This is a genomic window from Streptomyces sp. NPDC002935 (assembly GCF_040611295.1).
Lineage (GTDB): Bacteria > Actinomycetota > Actinomycetes > Streptomycetales > Streptomycetaceae > Streptomyces.
This window is the reverse complement of the sequence record NZ_JBEXNW010000014.1, coordinates 20,310-39,918: the sequence shown is the minus strand read 5'-3', so window position 1 is coordinate 39,918 and position 19,609 is coordinate 20,310. Positions and strand designations below refer to the sequence as shown.

18 protein-coding genes and 5 tRNA genes are annotated in these 19,609 nt (G+C 71.1%); 8 read left to right on the top strand and 15 right to left on the bottom strand.

Annotation, left to right across the window (positions count from 1 at the left end; all coding sequences use genetic code 11):
• Positions 1–205: 205 nt before the first annotated feature.
• The 3 genes from rpmB (at position 206) to ABZX90_RS20430 (ending at position 4,890) form a co-directional block, all read left to right on the top strand.
• Positions 206–391: a 50S ribosomal protein L28 gene (gene rpmB, locus ABZX90_RS20440; RefSeq protein ID WP_037625034.1), complete on the top strand. Its 186-nt coding sequence runs from the start codon at positions 206–208 to the stop codon at positions 389–391.
• A 138-nt stretch (positions 392–529) separates the two neighbouring features.
• Positions 530–3,631 carry a BTAD domain-containing putative transcriptional regulator gene (locus tag ABZX90_RS20435; protein WP_355206664.1) on the top strand — a complete coding sequence of 1,034 codons (3,102 nt, stop codon included), beginning with the start codon at positions 530–532 and terminating at the stop codon, positions 3,629–3,631.
• A gap of 35 nt (positions 3,632–3,666) precedes the next feature.
• The gene (locus ABZX90_RS20430) at positions 3,667–4,890 is read left to right on the top strand and encodes an FAD-dependent monooxygenase (protein WP_355206661.1); all 1,224 of its coding nucleotides are present in this window, start codon (positions 3,667–3,669) and stop codon (positions 4,888–4,890) included.
• 199 nt (positions 4,891–5,089) lie between these two features.
• On the opposite strand, the gene ABZX90_RS20425 is transcribed toward ABZX90_RS20430, so the two are convergent.
• Positions 5,090–6,055: a thiamine-phosphate kinase gene (locus tag ABZX90_RS20425; RefSeq protein ID WP_351123739.1), complete on the bottom strand. Its 966-nt coding sequence runs from the start codon at positions 6,053–6,055 to the stop codon at positions 5,090–5,092.
• A gap of 206 nt (positions 6,056–6,261) precedes the next feature.
• On the opposite strand from ABZX90_RS20425, the gene ABZX90_RS20420 reads away from it, so the two are divergent.
• Positions 6,262–6,495, top strand: coding sequence for an Lrp/AsnC ligand binding domain-containing protein (locus tag ABZX90_RS20420; RefSeq protein WP_028802415.1), 234 nt, complete (start codon positions 6,262–6,264; stop codon positions 6,493–6,495).
• Between the two features lie 20 nt (positions 6,496–6,515).
• Entirely contained in the window at positions 6,516–7,025 is a 510-nt protein-coding gene (locus tag ABZX90_RS20415; RefSeq protein WP_355206658.1) for a DUF3515 domain-containing protein, read from the top strand.
• Between the two features lie 21 nt (positions 7,026–7,046).
• On the opposite strand, the gene ABZX90_RS20410 is transcribed toward ABZX90_RS20415, so the two are convergent.
• The 3 genes from ABZX90_RS20410 to ABZX90_RS20400 form a co-directional block, all read right to left on the bottom strand.
• Positions 7,047–8,204, bottom strand: coding sequence for a D-alanine--D-alanine ligase family protein (locus ABZX90_RS20410; protein WP_351123746.1), 1,158 nt, complete (start codon positions 8,202–8,204; stop codon positions 7,047–7,049).
• 117 nt (positions 8,205–8,321) lie between these two features.
• Positions 8,322–9,332: an NAD(P)H-dependent glycerol-3-phosphate dehydrogenase gene (locus ABZX90_RS20405; RefSeq protein ID WP_355206655.1), complete on the bottom strand. Its 1,011-nt coding sequence runs from the start codon at positions 9,330–9,332 to the stop codon at positions 8,322–8,324.
• Positions 9,329–10,099: a lysophospholipid acyltransferase family protein gene (locus ABZX90_RS20400; protein ID WP_351123752.1), complete on the bottom strand. Its 771-nt coding sequence runs from the start codon at positions 10,097–10,099 to the stop codon at positions 9,329–9,331. The genes ABZX90_RS20405 and ABZX90_RS20400 overlap by 4 nt, the downstream gene beginning before the upstream one ends.
• A gap of 144 nt (positions 10,100–10,243) precedes the next feature.
• Between ABZX90_RS20400 and cofC the strand changes: the two genes are divergently transcribed.
• On the top strand, positions 10,244–10,882 hold the full coding sequence (gene cofC / locus ABZX90_RS20395) for a 2-phospho-L-lactate guanylyltransferase (protein WP_351123755.1): 639 nt from the start codon (positions 10,244–10,246) through the stop codon (positions 10,880–10,882).
• A 189-nt stretch (positions 10,883–11,071) separates the two neighbouring features.
• Complete coding sequence (locus ABZX90_RS20390; RefSeq protein ID WP_261708243.1) at positions 11,072–11,275, top strand: hypothetical protein; 204 nt, start codon at positions 11,072–11,074, stop codon at positions 11,273–11,275.
• Positions 11,276–11,342: 67 nt separating this feature from the next.
• Here ABZX90_RS20390 and ABZX90_RS20385 read toward each other — a convergent pair whose 3' ends face one another.
• From ABZX90_RS20385 to leuC, 4 genes are all read right to left on the bottom strand, one after another.
• Positions 11,343–11,984, bottom strand: a complete 642-nt coding sequence (locus ABZX90_RS20385; RefSeq protein ID WP_355206651.1) for an HU family DNA-binding protein — start codon at positions 11,982–11,984, stop codon at positions 11,343–11,345.
• 138 nt (positions 11,985–12,122) lie between these two features.
• Positions 12,123–12,353 (bottom strand): hypothetical protein, encoded by a 231-nt coding sequence (locus ABZX90_RS20380; protein WP_351123761.1) that lies wholly within the window; start codon positions 12,351–12,353, stop codon positions 12,123–12,125.
• 277 nt (positions 12,354–12,630) lie between these two features.
• Positions 12,631–13,224 (bottom strand): 3-isopropylmalate dehydratase small subunit, encoded by a 594-nt coding sequence (leuD, locus tag ABZX90_RS20375; protein ID WP_351123764.1) that lies wholly within the window; start codon positions 13,222–13,224, stop codon positions 12,631–12,633.
• A 5-nt stretch (positions 13,225–13,229) separates the two neighbouring features.
• On the bottom strand, positions 13,230–14,654 hold the full coding sequence (gene leuC, locus ABZX90_RS20370) for a 3-isopropylmalate dehydratase large subunit (protein ID WP_355206647.1): 1,425 nt from the start codon (positions 14,652–14,654) through the stop codon (positions 13,230–13,232).
• Between the two features lie 191 nt (positions 14,655–14,845).
• Between leuC and ndgR the strand changes: the two genes are divergently transcribed.
• Positions 14,846–15,562 carry an IclR family transcriptional regulator NdgR gene (ndgR, locus tag ABZX90_RS20365; protein WP_028806673.1) on the top strand — a complete coding sequence of 239 codons (717 nt, stop codon included), beginning with the start codon at positions 14,846–14,848 and terminating at the stop codon, positions 15,560–15,562.
• Positions 15,563–15,846: 284 nt separating this feature from the next.
• Here the strand turns inward: ndgR and ABZX90_RS20360 are convergent.
• From ABZX90_RS20360 to ABZX90_RS20330, 7 genes are all read right to left on the bottom strand, one after another.
• A tRNA-Glu gene (locus ABZX90_RS20360) sits at positions 15,847–15,919 on the bottom strand.
• A 28-nt stretch (positions 15,920–15,947) separates the two neighbouring features.
• A tRNA-Gln gene (locus tag ABZX90_RS20355) sits at positions 15,948–16,019 on the bottom strand.
• Between the two features lie 16 nt (positions 16,020–16,035).
• A tRNA-Glu gene (locus ABZX90_RS20350) sits at positions 16,036–16,108 on the bottom strand.
• A gap of 62 nt (positions 16,109–16,170) precedes the next feature.
• Positions 16,171–16,243: transfer RNA gene (locus ABZX90_RS20345), tRNA-Glu, on the bottom strand.
• Positions 16,244–16,286: 43 nt separating this feature from the next.
• Positions 16,287–16,358: transfer RNA gene (locus tag ABZX90_RS20340), tRNA-Gln, on the bottom strand.
• 89 nt (positions 16,359–16,447) lie between these two features.
• Positions 16,448–17,182, bottom strand: coding sequence for an HAD family hydrolase (locus tag ABZX90_RS20335; protein WP_355206644.1), 735 nt, complete (start codon positions 17,180–17,182; stop codon positions 16,448–16,450).
• Positions 17,183–17,218: 36 nt separating this feature from the next.
• On the bottom strand, positions 17,219–19,456 hold the full coding sequence (locus tag ABZX90_RS20330) for a FlgD immunoglobulin-like domain containing protein (RefSeq protein ID WP_355206641.1): 2,238 nt from the start codon (positions 19,454–19,456) through the stop codon (positions 17,219–17,221).
• Positions 19,457–19,609 lie beyond the last annotated feature (153 nt).

Here is a 19,609-nt window from a genome sequence, read left to right as displayed (position 1 = left end):
GGTTACTGCCGGTAGCGGGCCTTGATGAGGGCGAGGGCAGCCGGGGCAGTCATGGTAGTTTCGTTCTCCGGACGCAGTCGTTGTATGCTGCTCCAGTTGCCCGATCCGATCGGGCCATCCCCCTGGCACCGACTCAGATCCTAGATCTTGATCCTCGGCACGCCGGGATCAACCGTAAGTGCATCTGAAGTCTTTGGAGTGACCCGTGGCTGCCAACTGCGACGTCTGCGGCAAGGGGCCGGGCTTCGGCAACAACATCTCGCACTCGCACCGCCGTACACCGCGTCGCTGGAACCCCAACATCCAGCGCGTCCGTACCGTGGTGGGCGGGACGCCGAAGCGCGTGAACGCTTGCACCTCGTGCATCAAGGCCGGCAAGGTCACGCGCTGACAACCGCTAGCGCGCGGCCACTGCTGGTACGTCTGCAATGAGCCCGTCCACCTCACGGTGGGCGGGTTTTTTGCTGCCCTCATCCGCCGGCCCCGCACTTCTGGCAGCGGCGTTCCACCACCTGCCAGAATCTGCCCAATGCGCTTCGGCATCCTGGGCCCCCTCGACATCCGTGCCGAGGACGGTGGCCCACTGGACCCCGGCGGGCCCCGGCCCCGCGCCCTGCTCACGCTGCTTCTCCTCCACGCGGGGCAGCCGGTCTCCACGGAACGGCTGACCGACGGCCTGTACGGCGCCGAGTGGCCGGCCGGGGCCGCCAACGCCCTCCAGTCCCAGGTCTCCCGCCTGCGCAGACGGCTCGGCACCCCTCCGGAGATCGAGGCCACCCCGACCGGTTACCGCATCGCCGTCTCCCCCGACTCCGTGGACGCCCACCGCTTCGAGCGCCTGGCCCGCGAGGGACGCACCGCGCTCCGGGGCGGCGATCACCTGAGCGCGGCGGGTCTGCTCCGGGAAGCGCTCGCCCTGTGGCGGGGCCCCGCTCTCGCCGACCTCCCCGGCGCGCACGCCCAGGTCGCCCGCCTCGACGAGCTGAGGCTCGCCGCCTTCCAGGACCGCGTCGACGCCGACCTCGCACTCGGCGGCGGCCCCGAACTCGTACCGGAGCTGCGCGAGCTGATCACGTCGCATCCACTGAGCGAGCGGCTCTACGGACAGCTGATGCGGGCCCTGCACTCCGGTGGACGGCCCGCCGAGGCTCTCGCGGTGTACGAGGAGGCCAGGCGCACGCTCGCCGACGAACTCGGTGCCGATCCGTCGCCGGAACTGTCCGCGCTCCACCTGGAACTCCTCCAGGGCGCGGAACCGGCCCGGCGGCGCATTCCTGCCCAGCTGACCCGCTTCATCGGCCGCGACGCCGAACTCCGACGGGTCGCCGCTCTCCTCACGCAGGCCCGCCTGGTGACGCTCACCGGGCCGGGCGGAGCCGGAAAGACCCGCCTCGCGATGGAGGCGGCGAGCACCGGCGCACGGGGAATCGGCACCGGCACCCGCAGCCCCGGCCCCAACGCCAGCCCCGGCCCCAGCCCCAGCCCCGTAAACGCTTGCGCAAGCGTTTACGCCGACGTCTGCGTCGTCGAGCTGACCGACCTCACCGACGGCTCCCGGATCCCGTACGCCGTCCTCACCGCACTCGGTGTCCGTGAGGGATTCCGTACGCCGGCGAGCGACACCACGCGGCGTCTCCTCGCCGCGCTGGAGGACCGTGAGCTGCTGCTGGTACTGGACAACTGCGAGCACCTGGTCGAGGACGTGGCCCGGGTGGCGGCGCTGCTGCTCGGCGCCTGTCCCGGGGTGCGGATCCTCGCGACCAGCCGGGAGTCGCTGGGGATCACCGGTGAGGTGCTGTGCCCGGTGCCGCCGCTGCCGCCGGAGGCCGCGATGCGGCTGTTCCTCGACCGGGCGGCGGCCGTGCGGCCGGGTTTCGAGGGGCACGCGCGCGTGGCCGGCATCTGTGCCGCGCTCGACGGGCTGCCGCTGGCCATCGAACTCGCCGCGGCCCGGCTGCGCACCCTCACCCCCGACGAACTCGCCGACCGCCTCGGCGACCGCTTCCGCGTGCTCTCCCGGGGCGACCGCACCAAGGCGCCCCGGCATCGAACCCTGCGGGCGGTCGTGGAGTGGAGCTGGGACCTGCTGGACGACGAGGAACGACAACTGGCCCGGCGGCTGACGGTGTTCTCCAAAGGAGCGACCCTCGCTGCGGTCGAGGCCGTGTGCGCCGTGCCGTACCCCGAGGACCTGCTGGCCTCCCTGGTGGAGAAGTCGCTGCTGGACGCCGTCGACGGGCGCTACCGGATGCTGGAGACCATCCGCGTGTTCGCCGCCGAGCACTTGGCGCGGGCGGGTGAGGAGGGCCCGCTGCGGGACGCGCACGCCGGGTACTTCCTGGGCCTGGCCGAGGAGGCGGAGCCGCATCTGCGGGACGGTGGACAACTCCCCTGGCTGGCCCGGCTGGGCGCGGAGCACGGGAACCTGGACACGGCCCTGCGCCATCTCGTCCGCACCGACCCGCGACGGGCCCTGCTCCTCATGGCCGCCCTGTCCTGGTTCTGGCGTCTGCGCGGGCTGCACGGCGAGCAGGTGCCGCTCGCCCACGCATTGCTCGCGGCCGTCGGCGACACCCCTCCTCCGGGGCTGACGGAGGAGTACGTCCTGTGCCTGATCAACACGGTCTCCGGCGACGGCGGCGATCCCGGCGCGCAGGAGCGCCTGAACCGCGCCGCCGTCCTGTTCGACACCCTCGCCGGGCCTCTGCGACTGCCCTTCGCCCTCGTGATGTGGTCGGTCGCGGACGGACCGCGCCGCGTCACCGACGACCGGGTGCGCCGCCAGGTCGGCGACGCCCCCTGGGGTTTGGCCCTGCTGGAGCTCGGCGACGGCCTCCAGCAGATGTTCGCCGGACGGCCTGAGGCGGCCGAGGCGGCGTTCACCCGCGGGCTGGCCGGATTCCGGGCCACCGGATGCCGCTGGGGCCTGGCCAACTGCCTCGACTGGCTGGCCCTGCCGGCCGACGTGCGCGGCGAGCACCGGCGGGCCCTGGCGTTGATCGACGAGGCCCTGACGTACGTACGGGAACTGGCGGCGTCGGAGGAGACCGGTGACCTGTTGCAGCGCCGGGCCACGGTCCTGTTGCACCTGGGAGACCTCGAAGGGGCTGCGGCGCACTACACGCGCGCCGCCTCCCTGGCCCGCGGCGCCGGTGCCGCGGACAAGGTCGCGGCCGCCCACCGCGGCCTCGGCGACACGGCCCGGCTGGGCGGGGACACGGCACGCGCACGCGTGCACTACGAGAACGCCCTGGAGGCGTGTGCGGCGAACTGGTTCAGTGTCGGCGAGTCCGTGCGGATCCTCATCGGGCTGGGCCGTACCGCGCTCGCCGAAGGGCACGCCGACGAGGCCCGCGACTGGTTCGCCCAGGCCGGCACCCTCGCCCGCGAGGTGCACGGCGGACTCGAACTCGCGGACGTCGCCGAGGCGTCGGCCGCCGTCGCGAGGTCTCCCGCACAGGCCGCCGTCCTGCTCGGCGCGGCCGTCGTCCTGCGGGGCTGCGCGGCCGACGGCGACCCCGAGATCGTCCATACACGGGAGCGCGTACGAGAACGGCTCTCCTCGGAGGCGTACGGCGCGGCCTTCCAGGAGGGGAGAAGCCTCGGGGCGGCGGCGGTCAGCGAACGGTAGGGGCACGGTCAGCGGCCGCGGCGAAGGTCCTGACCATGACGAAGAACTCGACAGAGAACCGCACCGGCAGGCTCGCGCACCTCGACGTCCTGATCTCCGGCGCAAGCATCGCCGGGCCCGCCCTCGCCCTCGGCCTCGCGCGGTACGGCGCCCGTGTCACCGTCGTCGAGAAGGCGTCCGAACTGCGCGAGGGCGGATTCGCCGTCGACTTCCGGGGCCATGTGCACCGGACCGTGCTGACCTCGATGGGCATCTGGGACGCGATCCACGCCCGGCAGACCCGCATGGGCCGGCAGACCGTCGTCGACGCCGACGGCACCCCTCGGGTCGATCTGCCGGCCGAGATGATGAGCGGCGACGTGGAGATCCTCCGCGGCGATCTGGCCCGGATCATGTACGAGCGCACCGCGGATCGGTTCGCGTACGTCTTCGACGACTCGATCGCCACGCTCGACGAGTCCCCCGGAGGCGTCGACGTGACCTTCGAGCGGGGCGCGCCCCGCCGCTTCGACCTCGTCGTGGGCGCCGACGGGCTGCACTCCCTCACCCGCCGTCTGACGTTCGGCGACGAGTCCGGCCACCTGCGCTTCCTGGACCACTACGTGGCGGCCTTCGGCGTCCCGAACGACCTGGGCCTGGATCGCGTCGGCCGTCTCTACAGCGAGCCGGGCCGGGCGGTCGTCATCGGCAACTACGACGGTGATCCGGACCGTGCGGGCGCGCTGCTCGTCTTCCGGTCGAGGAGGCTGGAGTTCGACCGGCGTGACGTGGCCGCGCAGAAGCGGATCCTGGCCGAGCGGTTCGCCGGAATGGGCTGGGAGGCCCCGCGTGTCCTCAAAGCCCTGGAAGGGGCCGAGGAGCTGTACTTCGACGCCATCGCCCAGGTCCATGTCGACCGGCTCACCAAGGGGCGGGTGGCGCTGCTCGGGGACGCCGGGTACGGCGCCACCATGGGCGGCATGGGGACCGGCGTCGCGATCGTGGCGGCGTACGTGCTGGCCGGTGAACTGGCTCTGGCGGACGGCGACCACCGCACCGCGTTCGCCGCGTACGAGACACGCATCCGGGACTTCGCCAAGGGCTGCCAGAAGATCTCCGGGAACGCGGGCCCCTTCTTCGCGCCGCCGACCGAGCGCAGGATCCGCAGCCGCGACCTCATGTACCGGCTCCTGAGCTCACGGCCGCTCGCGGGCTTCTTCAAGAAGCTCACCGAGAGGGCCGCCACCGGCATCGAGCTGCGGGAGTATCCGCGCCCGTGAGCCACGGCCCGGTCCTCTCAAGGGCCGGGCCCTCCCGCGCCTGATCCACCGGTCGCGGACAACTCGGCCGACGGCCCGAGAAGTTCCGCGGCGATCGTTCCACCGGACCGACGGGCGTCGCCATTTGGCCCTCCGGACCCCGAAGTCCACTTCCCGGACGGCGCGTTGGGCAGCGTCGGCCCAGCCGGCACGAGCACCCTCAGGACTCGATGTCCCCGAAGTGGTCCCAGCCGCCCTTGCTGGTCCAGGGGGCGCCGTCGACGGTGACCTGGGGCAGCGCCGACGGGTTGAGGACCTCGCCGATCACCTTCCAGCGCGCGGGCAGCTTCACGTCCGGCGGGAAGGTCGCGACGATCGCGTGGTCCTCGCCGCCGGTGAGCACCCACTGGATGGGGTCGACACCGACGGCCTGACCGATGTCGTTCATCTGGGAGGGGATGTCGATGTCCCCGGAGCGGACGTCGATGCGCACCTTGCTCGCCTCGGCGATGTGCCCGAGGTCGGCGATCAGCCCGTCGCTGACGTCCGTCATCGAGGTCGCGCCGAGTCCGGCGGCCGCCGGACCCGCGTGGTACGGCGGTTCGGGGCGGCGGTGGGCCTCGACAAAGGCGCGCGGCGAGCGGAAGCCCCGGGAGAGCACGGCGAACCCCGCCGCGGACCAGCCCAGCCAGCCGGTCACGGCGACGACGTCACCGGGCTGCGCGCCGCCCCGGGTGACCGGCTCGTGGTTGCGCAGATCGCCGAGCGCGGTGATCGCGATCGTGATGGTCTCGCCCCGTACGACATCCCCGCCGACCACGGCCGCGCCCGCGACCTGGCACTCGTCGCGCAGCCCGTCCATCAGCTCGGAGGGCCATGTGGCCGGGAGCTCGGCGGGTACGACGAGGCCGAGCAGCAGCGCGGTCGGTACGGCGCCCATCGCGGCGATGTCCGCGAGGTTCTGCGCGGCCGCCTTGCGTCCGACGTCGTACGCGGTGGACCAGTCGCGGCGGAAGTGCCGTCCCTCGAGGAGGATGTCGGTGCTCGCCACGACCCTGCGGTCCGGCGCGGCCACCACCGCGGCGTCGTCGCCGGGGCCGACCCGGACCGCCGGGGTGGTGGTGAGACGCGAGGTGAGCTCTCGGATGAGCCCGAACTCCCCCAACTCGCCCACGGTGCCCTTCATGATCGTCGTGCTCCCTCTGTCGCTGCTCGTGCCCGGTCGCGAGCCGTCTCCGTAGTCGGTACGGTCGAGTTGACCGTCAACTTGTGCAGTCCGTGCACCCCGGCGCGCAAGCCCCAGTCACCGCGGGTCTCCCCGCGGCGAGCGGCAACGCGATACCGTGGCGTTCCTTTTCCCCACATGATCCTCGTGGCCGCCCTGGAGGTTCCGTGGTACAGGCGTACATCCTGATCCAGACGGAGGTCGGCAAAGCGTCGACCGTCGCCGAGACGATCAGCAAGATCCCGGGGGTGATCCAGGCCGAGGACGTGACAGGACCGTACGACGTGATTGTGCGCGCCCAGGCCGACACGGTCGACGAACTCGGTCGCATGGTGGTCGCCAAGGTCCAGCAAGTGGACGGCATCACCCGCACCCTGACCTGCCCGGTCGTGCACCTGTAGCCCCCGTCTACCCTTGGCCGGTGAACTTCTTCCGTCACCGGCACACCGCTCTCCTCGGGCTGCCCGCTCTCGCGACGCTGATCGCGATCGCGGGCTGCTCCTCAGCAGACGACAGCGCGTCCGTCGCGGTTCCGAGCCCGGACACGAAGGTCACCGAGCTGTGCCAGAACCTGGACAAGGTGCTGCCGCGGACGTTGGACGGCCACAGCCGTGAGGACCCTGAGCCCCGGTCCGCGCTGACCGCGGGCTGGGGAAGCCCGGCGATCATACTGCGCTGCGGTGTCGAGCGGCCGCCGAAGATGGTCGACCCGAAGGTGGCGAAGGGCGACGACCCCAAGGCGGTAGGCGGCGGTGTGAACGGCGTCGACTGGCTGATGGAGAAGCAGGACGACGGAACGACCCGCCTCACCACCGCGTCGCGTCTGGCGTACGTCCAGGTCATGGTGCCCGACAGCGCCGATGTCTCCGGGGTGCTCGTCGGTCTGGCCGCCTCCGTCAAGAAGGCGATCCCCGAGGGGATCGCCGACTGACAGCAGGGTCCTGCGAGATGCTCAGCGCAGCCCCGTGGAGCGTCGCAGCGCCGCCTGCACGAGGCGGTCCACCAGCTCCGAGTAGCCGATGCCCGTCTCCTGCCACATCCGCGGGTACATGGAGATCGGCGTGAAGCCCGGCATCGTGTTGATCTCGTTGATCACGAACTCGCCGTCCTCGGTGAGGAAGAAGTCGGCGCGGACCAGGCCCTCGCAGGAGGCGGCCTCGAAGGCCTCGACGGCCAGGCGGCGGACCTCGGCGGTCTGCTCCTCGGTGAGCGGCGCGGGCACGATCCCGTCGGCCGAGTCGATGTACTTGGCCTCGAAGTCGTAGAAGGCGTGCGACTGCACGGGCGGGATCTCCGCGGGGACCGAGGCGCGCGGCCCGTCCTCGAACTCCAGCACCCCGCACTCGATCTCGCGGCCGCGCAGCAGCGCCTCCACGATGATCTTCGGGTCGTGCCGCTGGGCCTCCTCGATGGCCTCGTCGAGGCCCGAGAGGTCGTCGACCTTGGTGATGCCGAACGAGGAGCCCGCGCGCGCGGGCTTCACGAAGAGCGGCCAGCCGTGCTCACCCGCGAAGTCGACGATCTTCTTGCGGGCGGCGGACTCGTCCTGCTGCCACTCGCGCGGCCGGATCACGACGTACGGGCCCACCTTCAGGCCGAACGAGGTGAACACCCGCTTCATGTAGTCCTTGTCCTGGCCGACGGCCGAGGCGAGCACGCCCGAGCCGACGTAGGGGACCCCGGACAGTTCCAGGAGGCCCTGCAGGGTGCCGTCCTCGCCGTACGGGCCGTGCAGCATCGGGAAGACGACGTCGACCTCGCCGAGCGCCTTGGGGACCGAACCGGGTTCGTTGTAGACGACTTCGCGGTTGGCCGGGTCGACGGGTAGCACCACGCCGCCCTCGCTGGACTCGGCGAGCTGATCGACGCTGGGCTGCTTGCGGTCGATGATCGCCATGCGTTCCGGCTCGTCCGCGGTGAGCGCCCAGCGGCCGTCCTGGGTGATGCCGATCGGCAGTACGTCGTATTTCGTACGGTCGATCGCGCTGAGGACGGCGCCGGCCGTGACCACGGAGATCCCGTGTTCGGAGCTGCGGCCGCCGAAGACGACGGCCACGCGCGGCTTGCGAGGCGGCTGCTCAGGGTTCTGGGAGAGGTTCTCGGTGCTCATATCGCGTTGAGAGTACCCGGTGGTACGGCGGTGAGTCAGCGCCCCACGGCGGCCGTTGCTCAGCGTCGTACCCACCGTTGCGGAGCGTCGCCCACCTGGCGGTTCGGCGGAGCCGGTTCAGCGGCGTTCGGGCTTCGCGCTGCGCGACATCAGCTCCTTGAGGGCGACCACCGGGGGCTTGCCCTCGTGGACGATGCTGACGACCGTCTCCGTGATCGGCATGTCGACGCCGTGCCTGCGGGCCAGATCCAGCACGGACTCACAGGACTTGACGCCCTCGGCGGTCTGCCGGGTGACCGCGATGGTCTCCTGGAGGGTCATGCCCCTGCCGAGGTTGATGCCGAAGGTGTGGTTGCGGGAGAGCGGCGAGGAGCAGGTCGCGGCGAGGTCGCCGAGGCCCGCGAGGCCGGAGAACGTCATCGGGTCCGCGCCCATGACGAGTCCGAGCCGGGTGGTCTCGGCGAGGCCGCGGGTGATGAGCGAGCCCTTGGCGTTGTCGCCCAGGCCCATGCCGTCGGCGATGCCGACGGCGAGACCGATCACGTTCTTGACGGCGCCGCCGAGTTCGCAGCCCACCACGTCGGTGTTCGTGTACGGGCGGAAGTACGGCGTGTGGCATGCGGCCTGGAGGCGCCGGCCCACGGCCTCGTCCCGGCAGGCGACGACCGCGGCCGCGGGCATCCGCTGCGCGATCTCCTTGGCGAGGTTGGGTCCGGTGACGACGGCGACGCGGTGCGCGGAGACCTTGGCGACCTCCTCGATGACCTCGCTCATCCGCTTCACGGTGCCGAGTTCGACGCCCTTCATGAGGGAGACGAGCACGGTGTCCGGGGCGAGCAGCGGCACCCATTCCGCGAGGTTCCCGCGCAGGGTCTGGGAGGGCACGGCGAGCACGGTGAAGTCGGCGTCGCGTGCGGCCTCGGCCGGGTCGGCGGTGGCCCGCAGGTTCTCGGGAAGTTGGATTCCCGGGAGGTAGTCCGGGTTCATCCGCGTGGAGTTGACCGCGTCGGCGAGTTCGGGGCGGCGCGCCCACAGGGTGACGTCGCACCCCGCGTCGGCCAGCACCATGCCGAAGGCCGTACCCCACGATCCGGTCCCGAAGACGGCCGCCCTGACCGGCTTGCTCACGTGCCCTGCCCTTCTTCCTGCTGTGCTTTTTCCTTGGTCGCGGCCTTGCGGCGCTGCGCGATGCGCACCTCGCGCGGGTCGTACACGTTCTCGGGCGCCTTCTCGCCGCGGATCAGCTCCAGCTGCGCGGTGACGGCGGCCATGATGACCTCGGTGGCCTCCTTCAGGAGGTCCGGGTTCATCTCCCTGTCGTAGAAGCGCGAGAGGTCCACCGGCGGGCCCGCGAGCACGTGGTGGGTCTTGCGCGGAAGGATGTTGGGCTTCTTCGCGTACGCGGGCAGCAGTTCGTTGGCGCCCCACTGCGCGACCGGAATCACCGGGCACTTGGTCTGCAGGGCGACCCGCGCCGCACCGGTCTTGCCGGTCATCGGCCAGCCGTCGGGGTCCCGGGTGAGGGTGCCCTCGGGGTAGAACGCGACGCACTCACCGCGTTCCACGGCGTCGATCGCGGCCCGGAAGGCGCTCAGCGCGTCGGTGCTCTCGCGGTAGACGGGAATCTGTCCGGTGCCGCGCATGGCGGCACCGACGAATCCCTTCTTGAAAAGGCCGGCCTTCGCCAGGAAGCGCGGAACACGCCCGGTGTTGTACTGGTAGTGCGCATACGCGAACGGGTCCACGTGGGAATTGTGGTTCACCGCGGTGATAAATCCGCCCTCGGCCGGAATGTTCTCCATTCCGCGCCAGTCCCGCTTGATCAGAACCACCAGCGGCGGTTTGCAGAGAACCGCTGCGAAGCGGTACCAGAAGCCGATTCTGCGGCGGGGCACGCGGACACCTTCCTCTAGAGCCTGGGGGGCCGCACAAGTGTCGCTCCAGGCCGCCTGTCTGTCGAGAACACCGTACGCCCCGACGTCCGGACCGCCAGGGCGACCGGGTCACAATAAGGCGTGACTGGAGAGGGCGGAGCGCTCGTGCGGTGGACCTTGGTCGTACCCCTCAAACCCTTGGCTCGGGCCAAGAGCAGGCTGGCGGACACCGCCTCCGACGTACTGCGCCCCGGCCTCGCCCTCGCGTTCGCGCAGGACACCGTGGCGGCGGCGCTGGCCTGCGCCGCGGTCCGGGATGTGGCGGTCGTCACGGGCGACGCGCTGGCCGGACGGGAACTGTCCGCGCTGGGCGCGCGCATCGTCGCGGACGAGCCGGGAGGGGGTCTCAACGCGGCGCTGACGCACGGAGCAGCGGTCGTGCGGTCCCGGGATCCCGAAAGTGCCGTTGCGGCGCTGAACGCCGATCTGCCCGCTCTGCGGCCTTTGGAATTGGCCCGGGTGCTGGCCGCCGCCGGCGAATTCCCCCGCGCCTTTCTGGCCGATGCTGCTGCAATCGGCACCACTCTCCTGGCCGCTTCCCCGGGCCTGGAATTGCTCCCCGCTTTCGGCGGCGATTCCCGGAACCGCCATCGCGCCTCGGGAGCCGCGGAACTCCGTCTCGACGCCGTGGATTCCGTACGACAGGACGTGGACACCCGCGACGATCTGCGGGCGGCGCTGACGCTCGGCGTGGGGCCGCGCACGGCCGCGGCGGCGGCACGGTTGCTGATTCCCGGACAGTAGGCCGGTCCGCCGCCGACGGGCCGGTTCCCCGACGGCGGACCGGTCGTCCGGCGGCGGACCGGTCCGCCGGCCGTGGGCCGTCCGCGGCCGGCCGGGAGTTCCCCGCACCTCGCGAGCCGCCTCCGCGCGGCCGGAGTTCCCGCTTCCCTCAGGCGGCGCTCCGCGCAGCGGGGTCAGTAGGCTGCCCCCATGCAGGCGACCTCGTACACGTACGACCCCGAGACCCGCAGCGGACAGGTGCTGCTCGACGACGGCACCCCGGTGCCCTTCGACGGGCCGGCGTTCGATGCCGGCGGGCTGCGGCTGCTGCGCCCCGGGCAGCGCGTGCGGATCGAGACCGAAGGGGAGGGCGCGGAGCGCCGGATCACCCTGATCACCCTGCAGACGTTCTGAGCATGCCGCGGGCCGGGCTCCCGGTGGGAGCCCGGCCCGGCGCGTGAGGAACCCCAGCGCCCTGCTTCTAGCGGGCGGTGGCCTTCTTGGCGGTGGTCTTTCGAGCCGTCGACTTCTTGGCGGGGGCCTTCTTGGCGGTGGCCTTCTTCGCCGGAGCCTTCTTGGCCGCGGTCTTCTTGGCAGCGGTCGTCTTCGCCGCGGTCTTCTTGGCTGCCGCGGTCGTCTTCTTCGCGGCCGTCGTCTTCGCCGCGGTCTTCTTGGCTGCCGCGGTCGTCTTCTTCGCGACCGTCTTCTTCGCCGTGATCTTCCTGACCGCAGCCTTCTTGACGGTGGTGGCCTTCTTCGCCGCGGCCTTCTTGACCGTCGCGGAAGCTCCGCCGGAGAGGCTGCCCTTCGGGGCCTTCTTGACGGCGACGTCGTTCTTCGGGAGCTTCTTCGAGCCGCTCACCAGGTCCTTGAAGCCCTGGCCCGCGCGGAAACGCGGCACGGAGGTCTTCTTGACCCGAACACGCTCACCCGTCTGCGGGTTGCGGGCGTAACGAGCCGGACGGTCGACCTTCTCGAAGGAACCGAAGCCGGTGACCGAGACCCGGTCTCCGCCGACAACCGCACGGACGATGGCGTCCAGTACCGCGTCGACCGCGTCGGCGGCCTGCTGACGCCCGCCGACCTTGTCGGCAATCGCTTCTACGAGCTGCGCCTTGTTCACGTCTTCCCCTTCGGAGACATTGCCCGAACGAATGCGTTCAAGCTTTTTCGCACGTTAGGCAGATATATACCGCAAATCAAACACGAAACGGGCTAATCACCCTTGTGCCGCAACGAACTCGGGCCGCAGCGGAGTTCCTCAGCGTTCCCCTTCGAGGAATCGACCCTCGTCGAGGTCGTCGGTGAACCGCTCCAGACGCCTTGCCGCATCGGCGAGATCGTGCTTGGCCACGGCCGTAATGACCAGCAGCTTCCGGGTCAGCGCCATCCGTACGCCCTCCGGGACTTGCAGTGCGCGCACTGTTGTGTGCGCTTCCTTGAGTTGGGCCGCGACTGCCGTGTAGAGCTCGAGTTGGCCGTCACGTTCCATGCACAGATTGTGCCATCTGGGGCGAGTTGTCGCCTGCGCAGGGGGTAACTGCCGTCCCTCGAAGGCCTGCTGAGCGCCCCGCCCGGAAGCTGCGCATACCTGCGCGTACCCAGGCAACCGCCTTTGTAACTAAGGGAGTTGGCGGGCATTTCGGGGGCCTGCGGGGCCCTCCCGAGGGCGGATACAGCTGTACCCCCAACCGTCCACGATTGGGGGTACAGAGGGGTGTTGCGGTGGCTGAAATCAGTCTTGCCCCGGCCGCGATCGGGCCTGCGCGTCAGACCTGCAGCGTCTTCGGCTTGTGCGACGGCCGCTTGGCCTCGTACGCCGCGATGTCGCCCTCGTTCTGGAGGGTGATGGAGATGTCGTCCAGCCCGTTCAGCAGCCGCCAGCGGGCGTTCTCGTCGAGTTCGAAGGCGGCGGTGATGCCCTCGGCACGCACTTCACGGGCCTCCAGGTCGACCGTGATCTCGGCCTGCGGGTCCTGCTCCGACAGCTCCTGGAGCGCGTCCACGATCTTCTGCTCCAGAACCACCGTGAGCAGGCCGTTCTTGAGCGAGTTGCCGCGGAAGATGTCGGCGAACCGGGACGAGATGACGGCCTTGAAGCCGTAGTTCTGGAGCGCCCAGACGGCGTGCTCGCGGGAGGAGCCCGTACCGAAGTCGGGACCCGCCACCAGAACCGTGGCGCCCTTGCGCTCGGGCTGGTTGAGGATGAAGGACCCGTCCTTGCGCCAGGCCTCGAAAAGGCCGTCCTCGAAGCCGTCCCTGGTCACCTTCTTGAGCCAGTGGGCGGGGATGATCTGGTCGGTGTCGACGTTGCTGCGGCGCAGCGGGACGGCCCGGCCGGTGTGCGTGGTGAATGCTTCCATGGCTCTCAGACTCCAGCGGGCACAGGGGCGTCGGACAGGTCGGCCGGGGAGGCCAGGTGGCCGAGGACCGCCGACGCGGCGGCGACCTGCGGCGAGACCAGGTGCGTACGGCCGCCCTTGCCCTGCCTGCCCTCGAAGTTGCGGTTGGAGGTGGACGCGGAGCGCTCACCGGGAGCCAGCTGGTCGGGGTTCATGCCCAGACACATCGAGCAGCCCGCGTGCCGCCATTCGGCGCCGGCCTCCTTGAAGACCACGTCCAGGCCCTCGGAGACGGCCTGCAGACCGACCCGCGCGGAGCCCGGGACGACCAGCATCCGTACGCCGTCGGCGACTTTGCGGCCCCCGACGATCTCGGCGGCCGCACGCAGGTCCTCGATACGGCCGTTGGTGCACGAACCTACGAAGACGGTGTCGACCTTGATGTCGCGCAGCGGCTGCCCGGCGGTCAACCCCATGTATTCCAGGGCCTTTTCGGCGGCGTGGCGCTCCGAAGCGTCTTCGTACGAAGCCGGGTCGGGGACGTTCGCCGAAAGCGGCGCGCCCTGGCCCGGGTTGGTGCCCCAGGTGACGAACGGCGACAGGGAGGCGGCGTCGATGACAACCTCCGCGTCGAATTCGGCGTCGTCGTCGGACTTCAGGGTCTTCCAGTATTCGACCGCGGCGTCCCAGTCCTCGCCCTCGGGGGCGTGGGCGCGGCCCTTGAGGTAGGCGAAGGCGGTCTCGTCGGGGGCGATCATGCCCGCGCGGGCGCCGGCCTCGATCGACATGTTGCAGATGGTCATCCGGGCCTCCATCGAGAGTTTCTCGATGGCGGAGCCGCGGTATTCCAGGATGTAGCCCTGGCCGCCGCCGGTGCCGATCTTGGCGATGATCGCCAGGATCAGGTCCTTGGCGCTGACGCCGTCGGGCAGCTCGCCGTCGACGGTGATGGCCATGGTCTTCGGGCGGGCCAGCGGCAGCGTCTGGGTGGCCAGCACATGCTCGACCTGCGAGGTGCCGATGCCGAACGCCAGGGCGCCGAAGGCACCGTGTGTGGAGGTGTGCGAGTCACCGCAGACCACGGTGGTGCCCGGCTGGGTCAGACCCAGCTGAGGTCCCACCACATGCACCACGCCCTGCTCGACGTCGCCCAGCGAGTGCAGTCGTACGCCGAATTCGGCGGCGTTCTTGCGCAGCGTCTCCAGCTGGATCCGGGAGACCGGGTCCGCGATGGGCTTGTCGATGTCGAGGGTCGGGGTGTTGTGATCCTCGGTGGCGATGGTGAGGTCGAGACGGCGCACCGGGCGCCCCGCCTGACGCAGACCGTCGAAGGCCTGCGGGCTGGTCACCTCGTGCAGCAGGTGCAGATCGATGAAGAGGAGGTCGGGCTCGCCCTCGGCGCGCCGGACGACATGGTCGTCCCAGACCTTCTCCGCGAGTGTCCTACCCATCGCTTTCCCTCCGGCCGGCTTGTGTGGCGCCGGCCCAACTAGAGATTTCCGGGGCGGTGGACGTCCGTACCCCTTGTACCGGACGTCGTCCGCCGGACCCGTTGGTTCGCGGGCCGCTGTGTCTACAAGGGTGGCGCGTTCCACCGGAAATTGAACTTGCGTTTCACAGAGTGAGACGCGAGTATCGTTTCATGGACAACAGTAGCGGCGTCGGCGTTCTGGACAAGGCAGCCCTTGTCCTGAGCGCTCTGGAGTCCGGTCCGGCCACCCTCGCGGGCCTGGTCGCGGCGACCGGACTGGCACGACCCACGGCACATCGCCTGGCCGTGGCACTTGAACACCACCGCATGGTGGCGCGCGACATGCAGGGGCGCTTCATTCTCGGGCCCCGTCTCGCCGAGCTGGCCGCGGCCGCCGGTGAGGACCGCCTCCTCGCGACGGCGGGCCCGGTGCTCACGCACCTGCGGGACATCACGGGCGAGAGCGCGCAGCTCTACCGTCGCCAGGGCGACATGCGTATCTGCGTCGCCGCCGCCGAGCGGCTGTCCGGCCTGCGGGACACCGTCCCGGTCGGCTCGACCCTCACCATGAAGGCCGGCTCCTCCGCCCAGATCCTGATGGCCTGGGAAGAGCCGGAGCGGCTGCACCGCGGTCTGCAGGGCGCCCGCTTCACCGCCACCGCCCTGTCGGGAGTACGGCGCCGGGGCTGGGCCCAGTCGATCGGTGAGCGCGAGCCGGGCGTGGCGTCCGTCTCCGCGCCGGTCCGCGGTCCCTCGAACCGTGTCGTGGCCGCCGTGTCGGTCTCCGGACCGATCGAGCGCCTGACCCGTCACCCGGGCCGGATGCACGCCCAGGCGGTCATCGACGCCGCCGGACGTCTCTCCGAGGCCCTGCGCCGCACGGGCTGACCTTCTCTCCACTCCCGCGCGTGACGGGACGGGCCGGCCTCAACGCCGCGGCAGGCCCTCCCCGATGCGCACCGTCCCGTACGCGGGGTGTGCCGGCCTTCGAGGTCCCGGCACACCCCGCGCCCTCTTTACGGTTTCTCGGCGTGAGCGAACTCATGGCGCCGCATGCCGAGTTGATCTCCGGTCGGCGCGGCCGTCCGCAATCGTCCGGGCACCCTCGGTCGCCGGTTCGCCCGGGAACGCCGAAAGGGCCCCCACCGAAGTGGAGACCCTTTCCGATCGCGTACCCCCGACCGGATTCGAACCGGCGCTACCGCCTTGAGAGGGCGGCGTGCTAGGCCGCTACACAACGGGGGCGTGGATCTTGCGTTTCCGCAGACCCGAGCTGGGCTACCAGGACTCGAACCTAGAATGACGGTACCAGAAACCGTAGTGTTGCCAATTACACCATAGCCCATGGTGGTTTAGACCAGTACCCCCGACCGGATTCGAACCGGCGCTACCGCCTTGAGAGGGCGGCGTGCTAGGCCGCTACACAACGGGGGCCCTAGCGATCCTGCATGAGAGGCAGCGGGTGCGACCCGAACTGTCTCCCTGGGAAGGATCTGTACCCCCGACCGGATTCGAACCGGCGCTACTGCCGTGAGAGGGCAGCGTGCTGGGCCGCTACACAACGGGGGCGTTGCGGATCTGGATCTCCGCGTGTGCAGATGAGCTCTGCGAGCTGGCCTACCAGGACTCGAACCTAGAATGACGGTACCAGAAACCGTAGTGTTGCCAATTACACCATAGGCCACTGAAACGCAACCCCGGATGGGATTCTGTTTCGGCTAGCACCTCCGAGCTCCGGCCTTTCGGCCCGCTCCCGGCGGCGCAGAAAGAACATTACCCGAAGGTGGACCCCGCTCCAAAACGGGTATCGGTGCCGAGCAGCGCGGGGAGTTCGGCCAGCGACGAGATGCGGTGCGGACCCGTCGGCGGACCGTCGGACGCGAGGTGCGCGCCGTCCCGGTCGATCCAGACGGAGAGCAGGCCCGCCTCGGCGGCACCCCGTCCGTCGATCTCCGGGTGGTCGCCCACGTAGGCGACCCGGTGCGGCGGCAGGTCCAGGGCGTCGCAGGCCGCGTGGAAGGCGGCCGCGGCGGGTTTGGAGACGCCGAGCTCGGCGGCGCACAGGATCGCCTCGAAGCGGTCGTGCACGCCGAGGACGCGCAGTTTGCGGTCCTGCACGAGGAGGCTGGAGTTGGACAGGACCGCGTGCCGGTGGCTGGCGACAAGGGCGTCCAGCGCGGGCAGGACGTCCGGGAAGAGGGTCCAGGCGCATTCGTAGTGCGTGATGTACCTGTCGAACCACGCGTCGGCCTCGGTGTCGCTCAACGCCTCCCCCAGGAACACCCGGACGCGGTCCCGGCGCTGGCCCTGCCAGTCCGTCTCGCCCGCCGAGAACCTCGCCCACTGCGCGTCGGTGACCTCCCGCCAGCGCGCGAGGGTCTGCTCGACGGACGTGTGTCCGTCGAGCAGACCCTCGGCCACGAGGTGGTCGCGCATGCCCGCCCGGTCGGCGGCCGTGTAGTCGAAGATCGTGTCGTCGATGTCCCAGACAACGGCGTCGATGGTCATGGACCGACCGTATCCCCGGGTGCGGGCGGTTGTCCCTCAGGCGGTCGTGGTCGTACCGGTCAGCGTGAGGGCGGGGCCCACGCCGTCGCGCGGGTCCGCGGTGACCTTCCAGGTGTAGGTGCCGCGGGGTGCGGCGACGCCGGACTCGGTCCTGCCGTCCCAGGAGGCGCGGACCGCCGCGGCGGCGGTGGCTCCGGTCAGCGTGCGGACGACCGTGCCGGAGGCGTTGCTCAGCGTCAGGGTCCAGGTGGCGGGCTTGTTCACCTGCCACACGGGCCGCCACGGGGAAGAGGTGCTGGGCCCACCGGGCTGCGGGTCGGTCTGGGCCTCCATCTGCGCGAGCGGCGAGGTCGGCACGCCCGCCGTGACGATCGCCACCTGACGCCGGTCCGTGAGATACGCGACGTTCCCGCCGAACCGGTCGACCGCCCAGCGGCCGGTGCTGCCGCCGGTGTTCTGGTCCCCGGCGGGCAGCACGGCCACGGTCCGGGTGGTGGCCGTACCGGTGTGGAAGTCGGTGAGCAGCAGCTCGTGCGTGGTGCGGTCCTCGCGGACCAGATAGCCGTCGGCGAGGCGGGCCTGGCCGGCCGGGACCGTGATGGCGCGGCCCGCGGCACGGTCGTAGACGCCCGCGGGTCCGGCTCTGCCGCAGCTCCAGTACAGCCAGGTGTTGACCGCCTGGATCTCGCTGGGTGTGCAGGGGGCGCCGGTGTCGACGGTGACGACGTTCTTCTTGGCCTTCAGGTCGTACGCCACGACGGTGCCCTGCGTGCTGCCGGGGGTCCACAGGCGCTGGCCCCAGACCGCGGCGGCGGTGCGGGGACGGTCGAGCGCGGTCTCGCCGGCGGTGGCGCCGCGCGCGAAGTCGGTGACCTTCTGGCTGCCGGGGGTACCGCCGTTGTAGAGGACGTAGCGGCCGGTGCCGGTGCCGATACGGCCGGCCGCGTCGGCGGTCGGCACGCTGACGAGCGTCGTGGCGTCGGGTCCTACGACCAGGACGTGCTCCCCGCCCTGCGCGTCGGTCCACAGGGAGGCCACCCGGCCGTCGCCGAGGGCTTCGAGCTGCGGGCAGGCGGCGTCACCGCCCAGGCAGGTCGTGGGCGCGAGCGCCGGGCCGCGGCGGGACTGGAGGCCGGTGGGCCGGCCGGCGGTGTCCAGCGGGACGGCGTGGAAGCCGTAGACGCCGCCGACGCGCGTCGTGTTGCCGTACATCAGCAGCTCTCCCCCGGCGAGCGCGATGCCGTCGGGGACGGTCTGCCAGGCGGGTACGTCGAGCACCTTCTCGGTGGCGGCCGAGCCGTCGTCGGCGGGGGTGACCCGGTAAACGTGCCAGTCGACGCTCGACGGTCCGGCGGTGGCGAGGGCGCCGCCGTCCGGCGTGGGCAGGTAGGCGCCCTGGGAGTGGGCGAGCAGGGTGCGGGCCGTGTTGTCGGTGAGCGAGACGGCCGTGAGTTCGGGAGTGGCGCCGCCGGGCAGGAACGTCGCGTTGGCGGTGAGGAGTTGATCACCGACCACGGTCTGCGCCACGCCGAGGAAGGGCGCCGTGATGGTGCTCGGGGCGGTACCGGGCGCGGAGTCCACCCGGATCGCCTTGGTGCCGTTGACCAGCCAGCGGTCGTTGAAGACGATCCGCGGCTCGCCGCCGACGCCGGTGAGGTACATACGGAAGGCGCCGTCCGCGAGGTCCACCAGCCCCACGCCGGTGGTGCCGTCCAGGGTGTAGAGGGCGGCGAGGCGGCGGACCGAGCCGCCGGTGACGAAGGTCCCGGTGAGCTGGGCGCCGTCGGGGAGTCCGGTCACCGGTTGGTCGGCCGTGGTGCCGTCGGCGGCGGCGCGCAGCACGTGCGGGGCGCCCGCGGCGTCCTGGGTGAGCACGCTCCAGCCGGCGGCGGCCCGGTACGTCTGGCCGGCCGGGACGGTGACCGTTGCGGTCACGCCGGTGGAGCGGTGCTGCTGGGTCACGGTGGCGCCGGAGACGGTGGTGATCACGTCGGTGCCGGTGGACAGGTCGTCCGGGCCCGCGTGCGCGGGCGGCGTGACTCCCGGGTAGTCGGCCCACTGCGGCGGCGCCGAGCCCTCGGGCAGCCGGTAACGGAACCCGGAGGATCCCGCCCAGGTGTAGGCGACCTCGGTCGGCACCGTGCTGCTCAGCGGCACGGTGGCCACGGGTGTGTCGGCGCTCGGCGCGGCCTGCGCGGGCGCGGTGGGTACGGCGCACGACAGGGCGACGGCCCCGCCGAGGGCCACTGCGGCAAGTCTTCGTGAACGGGTCACGATCCCCTCCCCTGAAACATGGCGCACAGGCACGTCATGAACACAGGAGGCATACAACTGTCGCAGTGGGAGCGGGAGTTGACAGGAACAGTGAACTCCGGGTGACCGGTCGGCGCACAACAGGGGGGCGGTGCCCGAACCGGGCACCGCCCC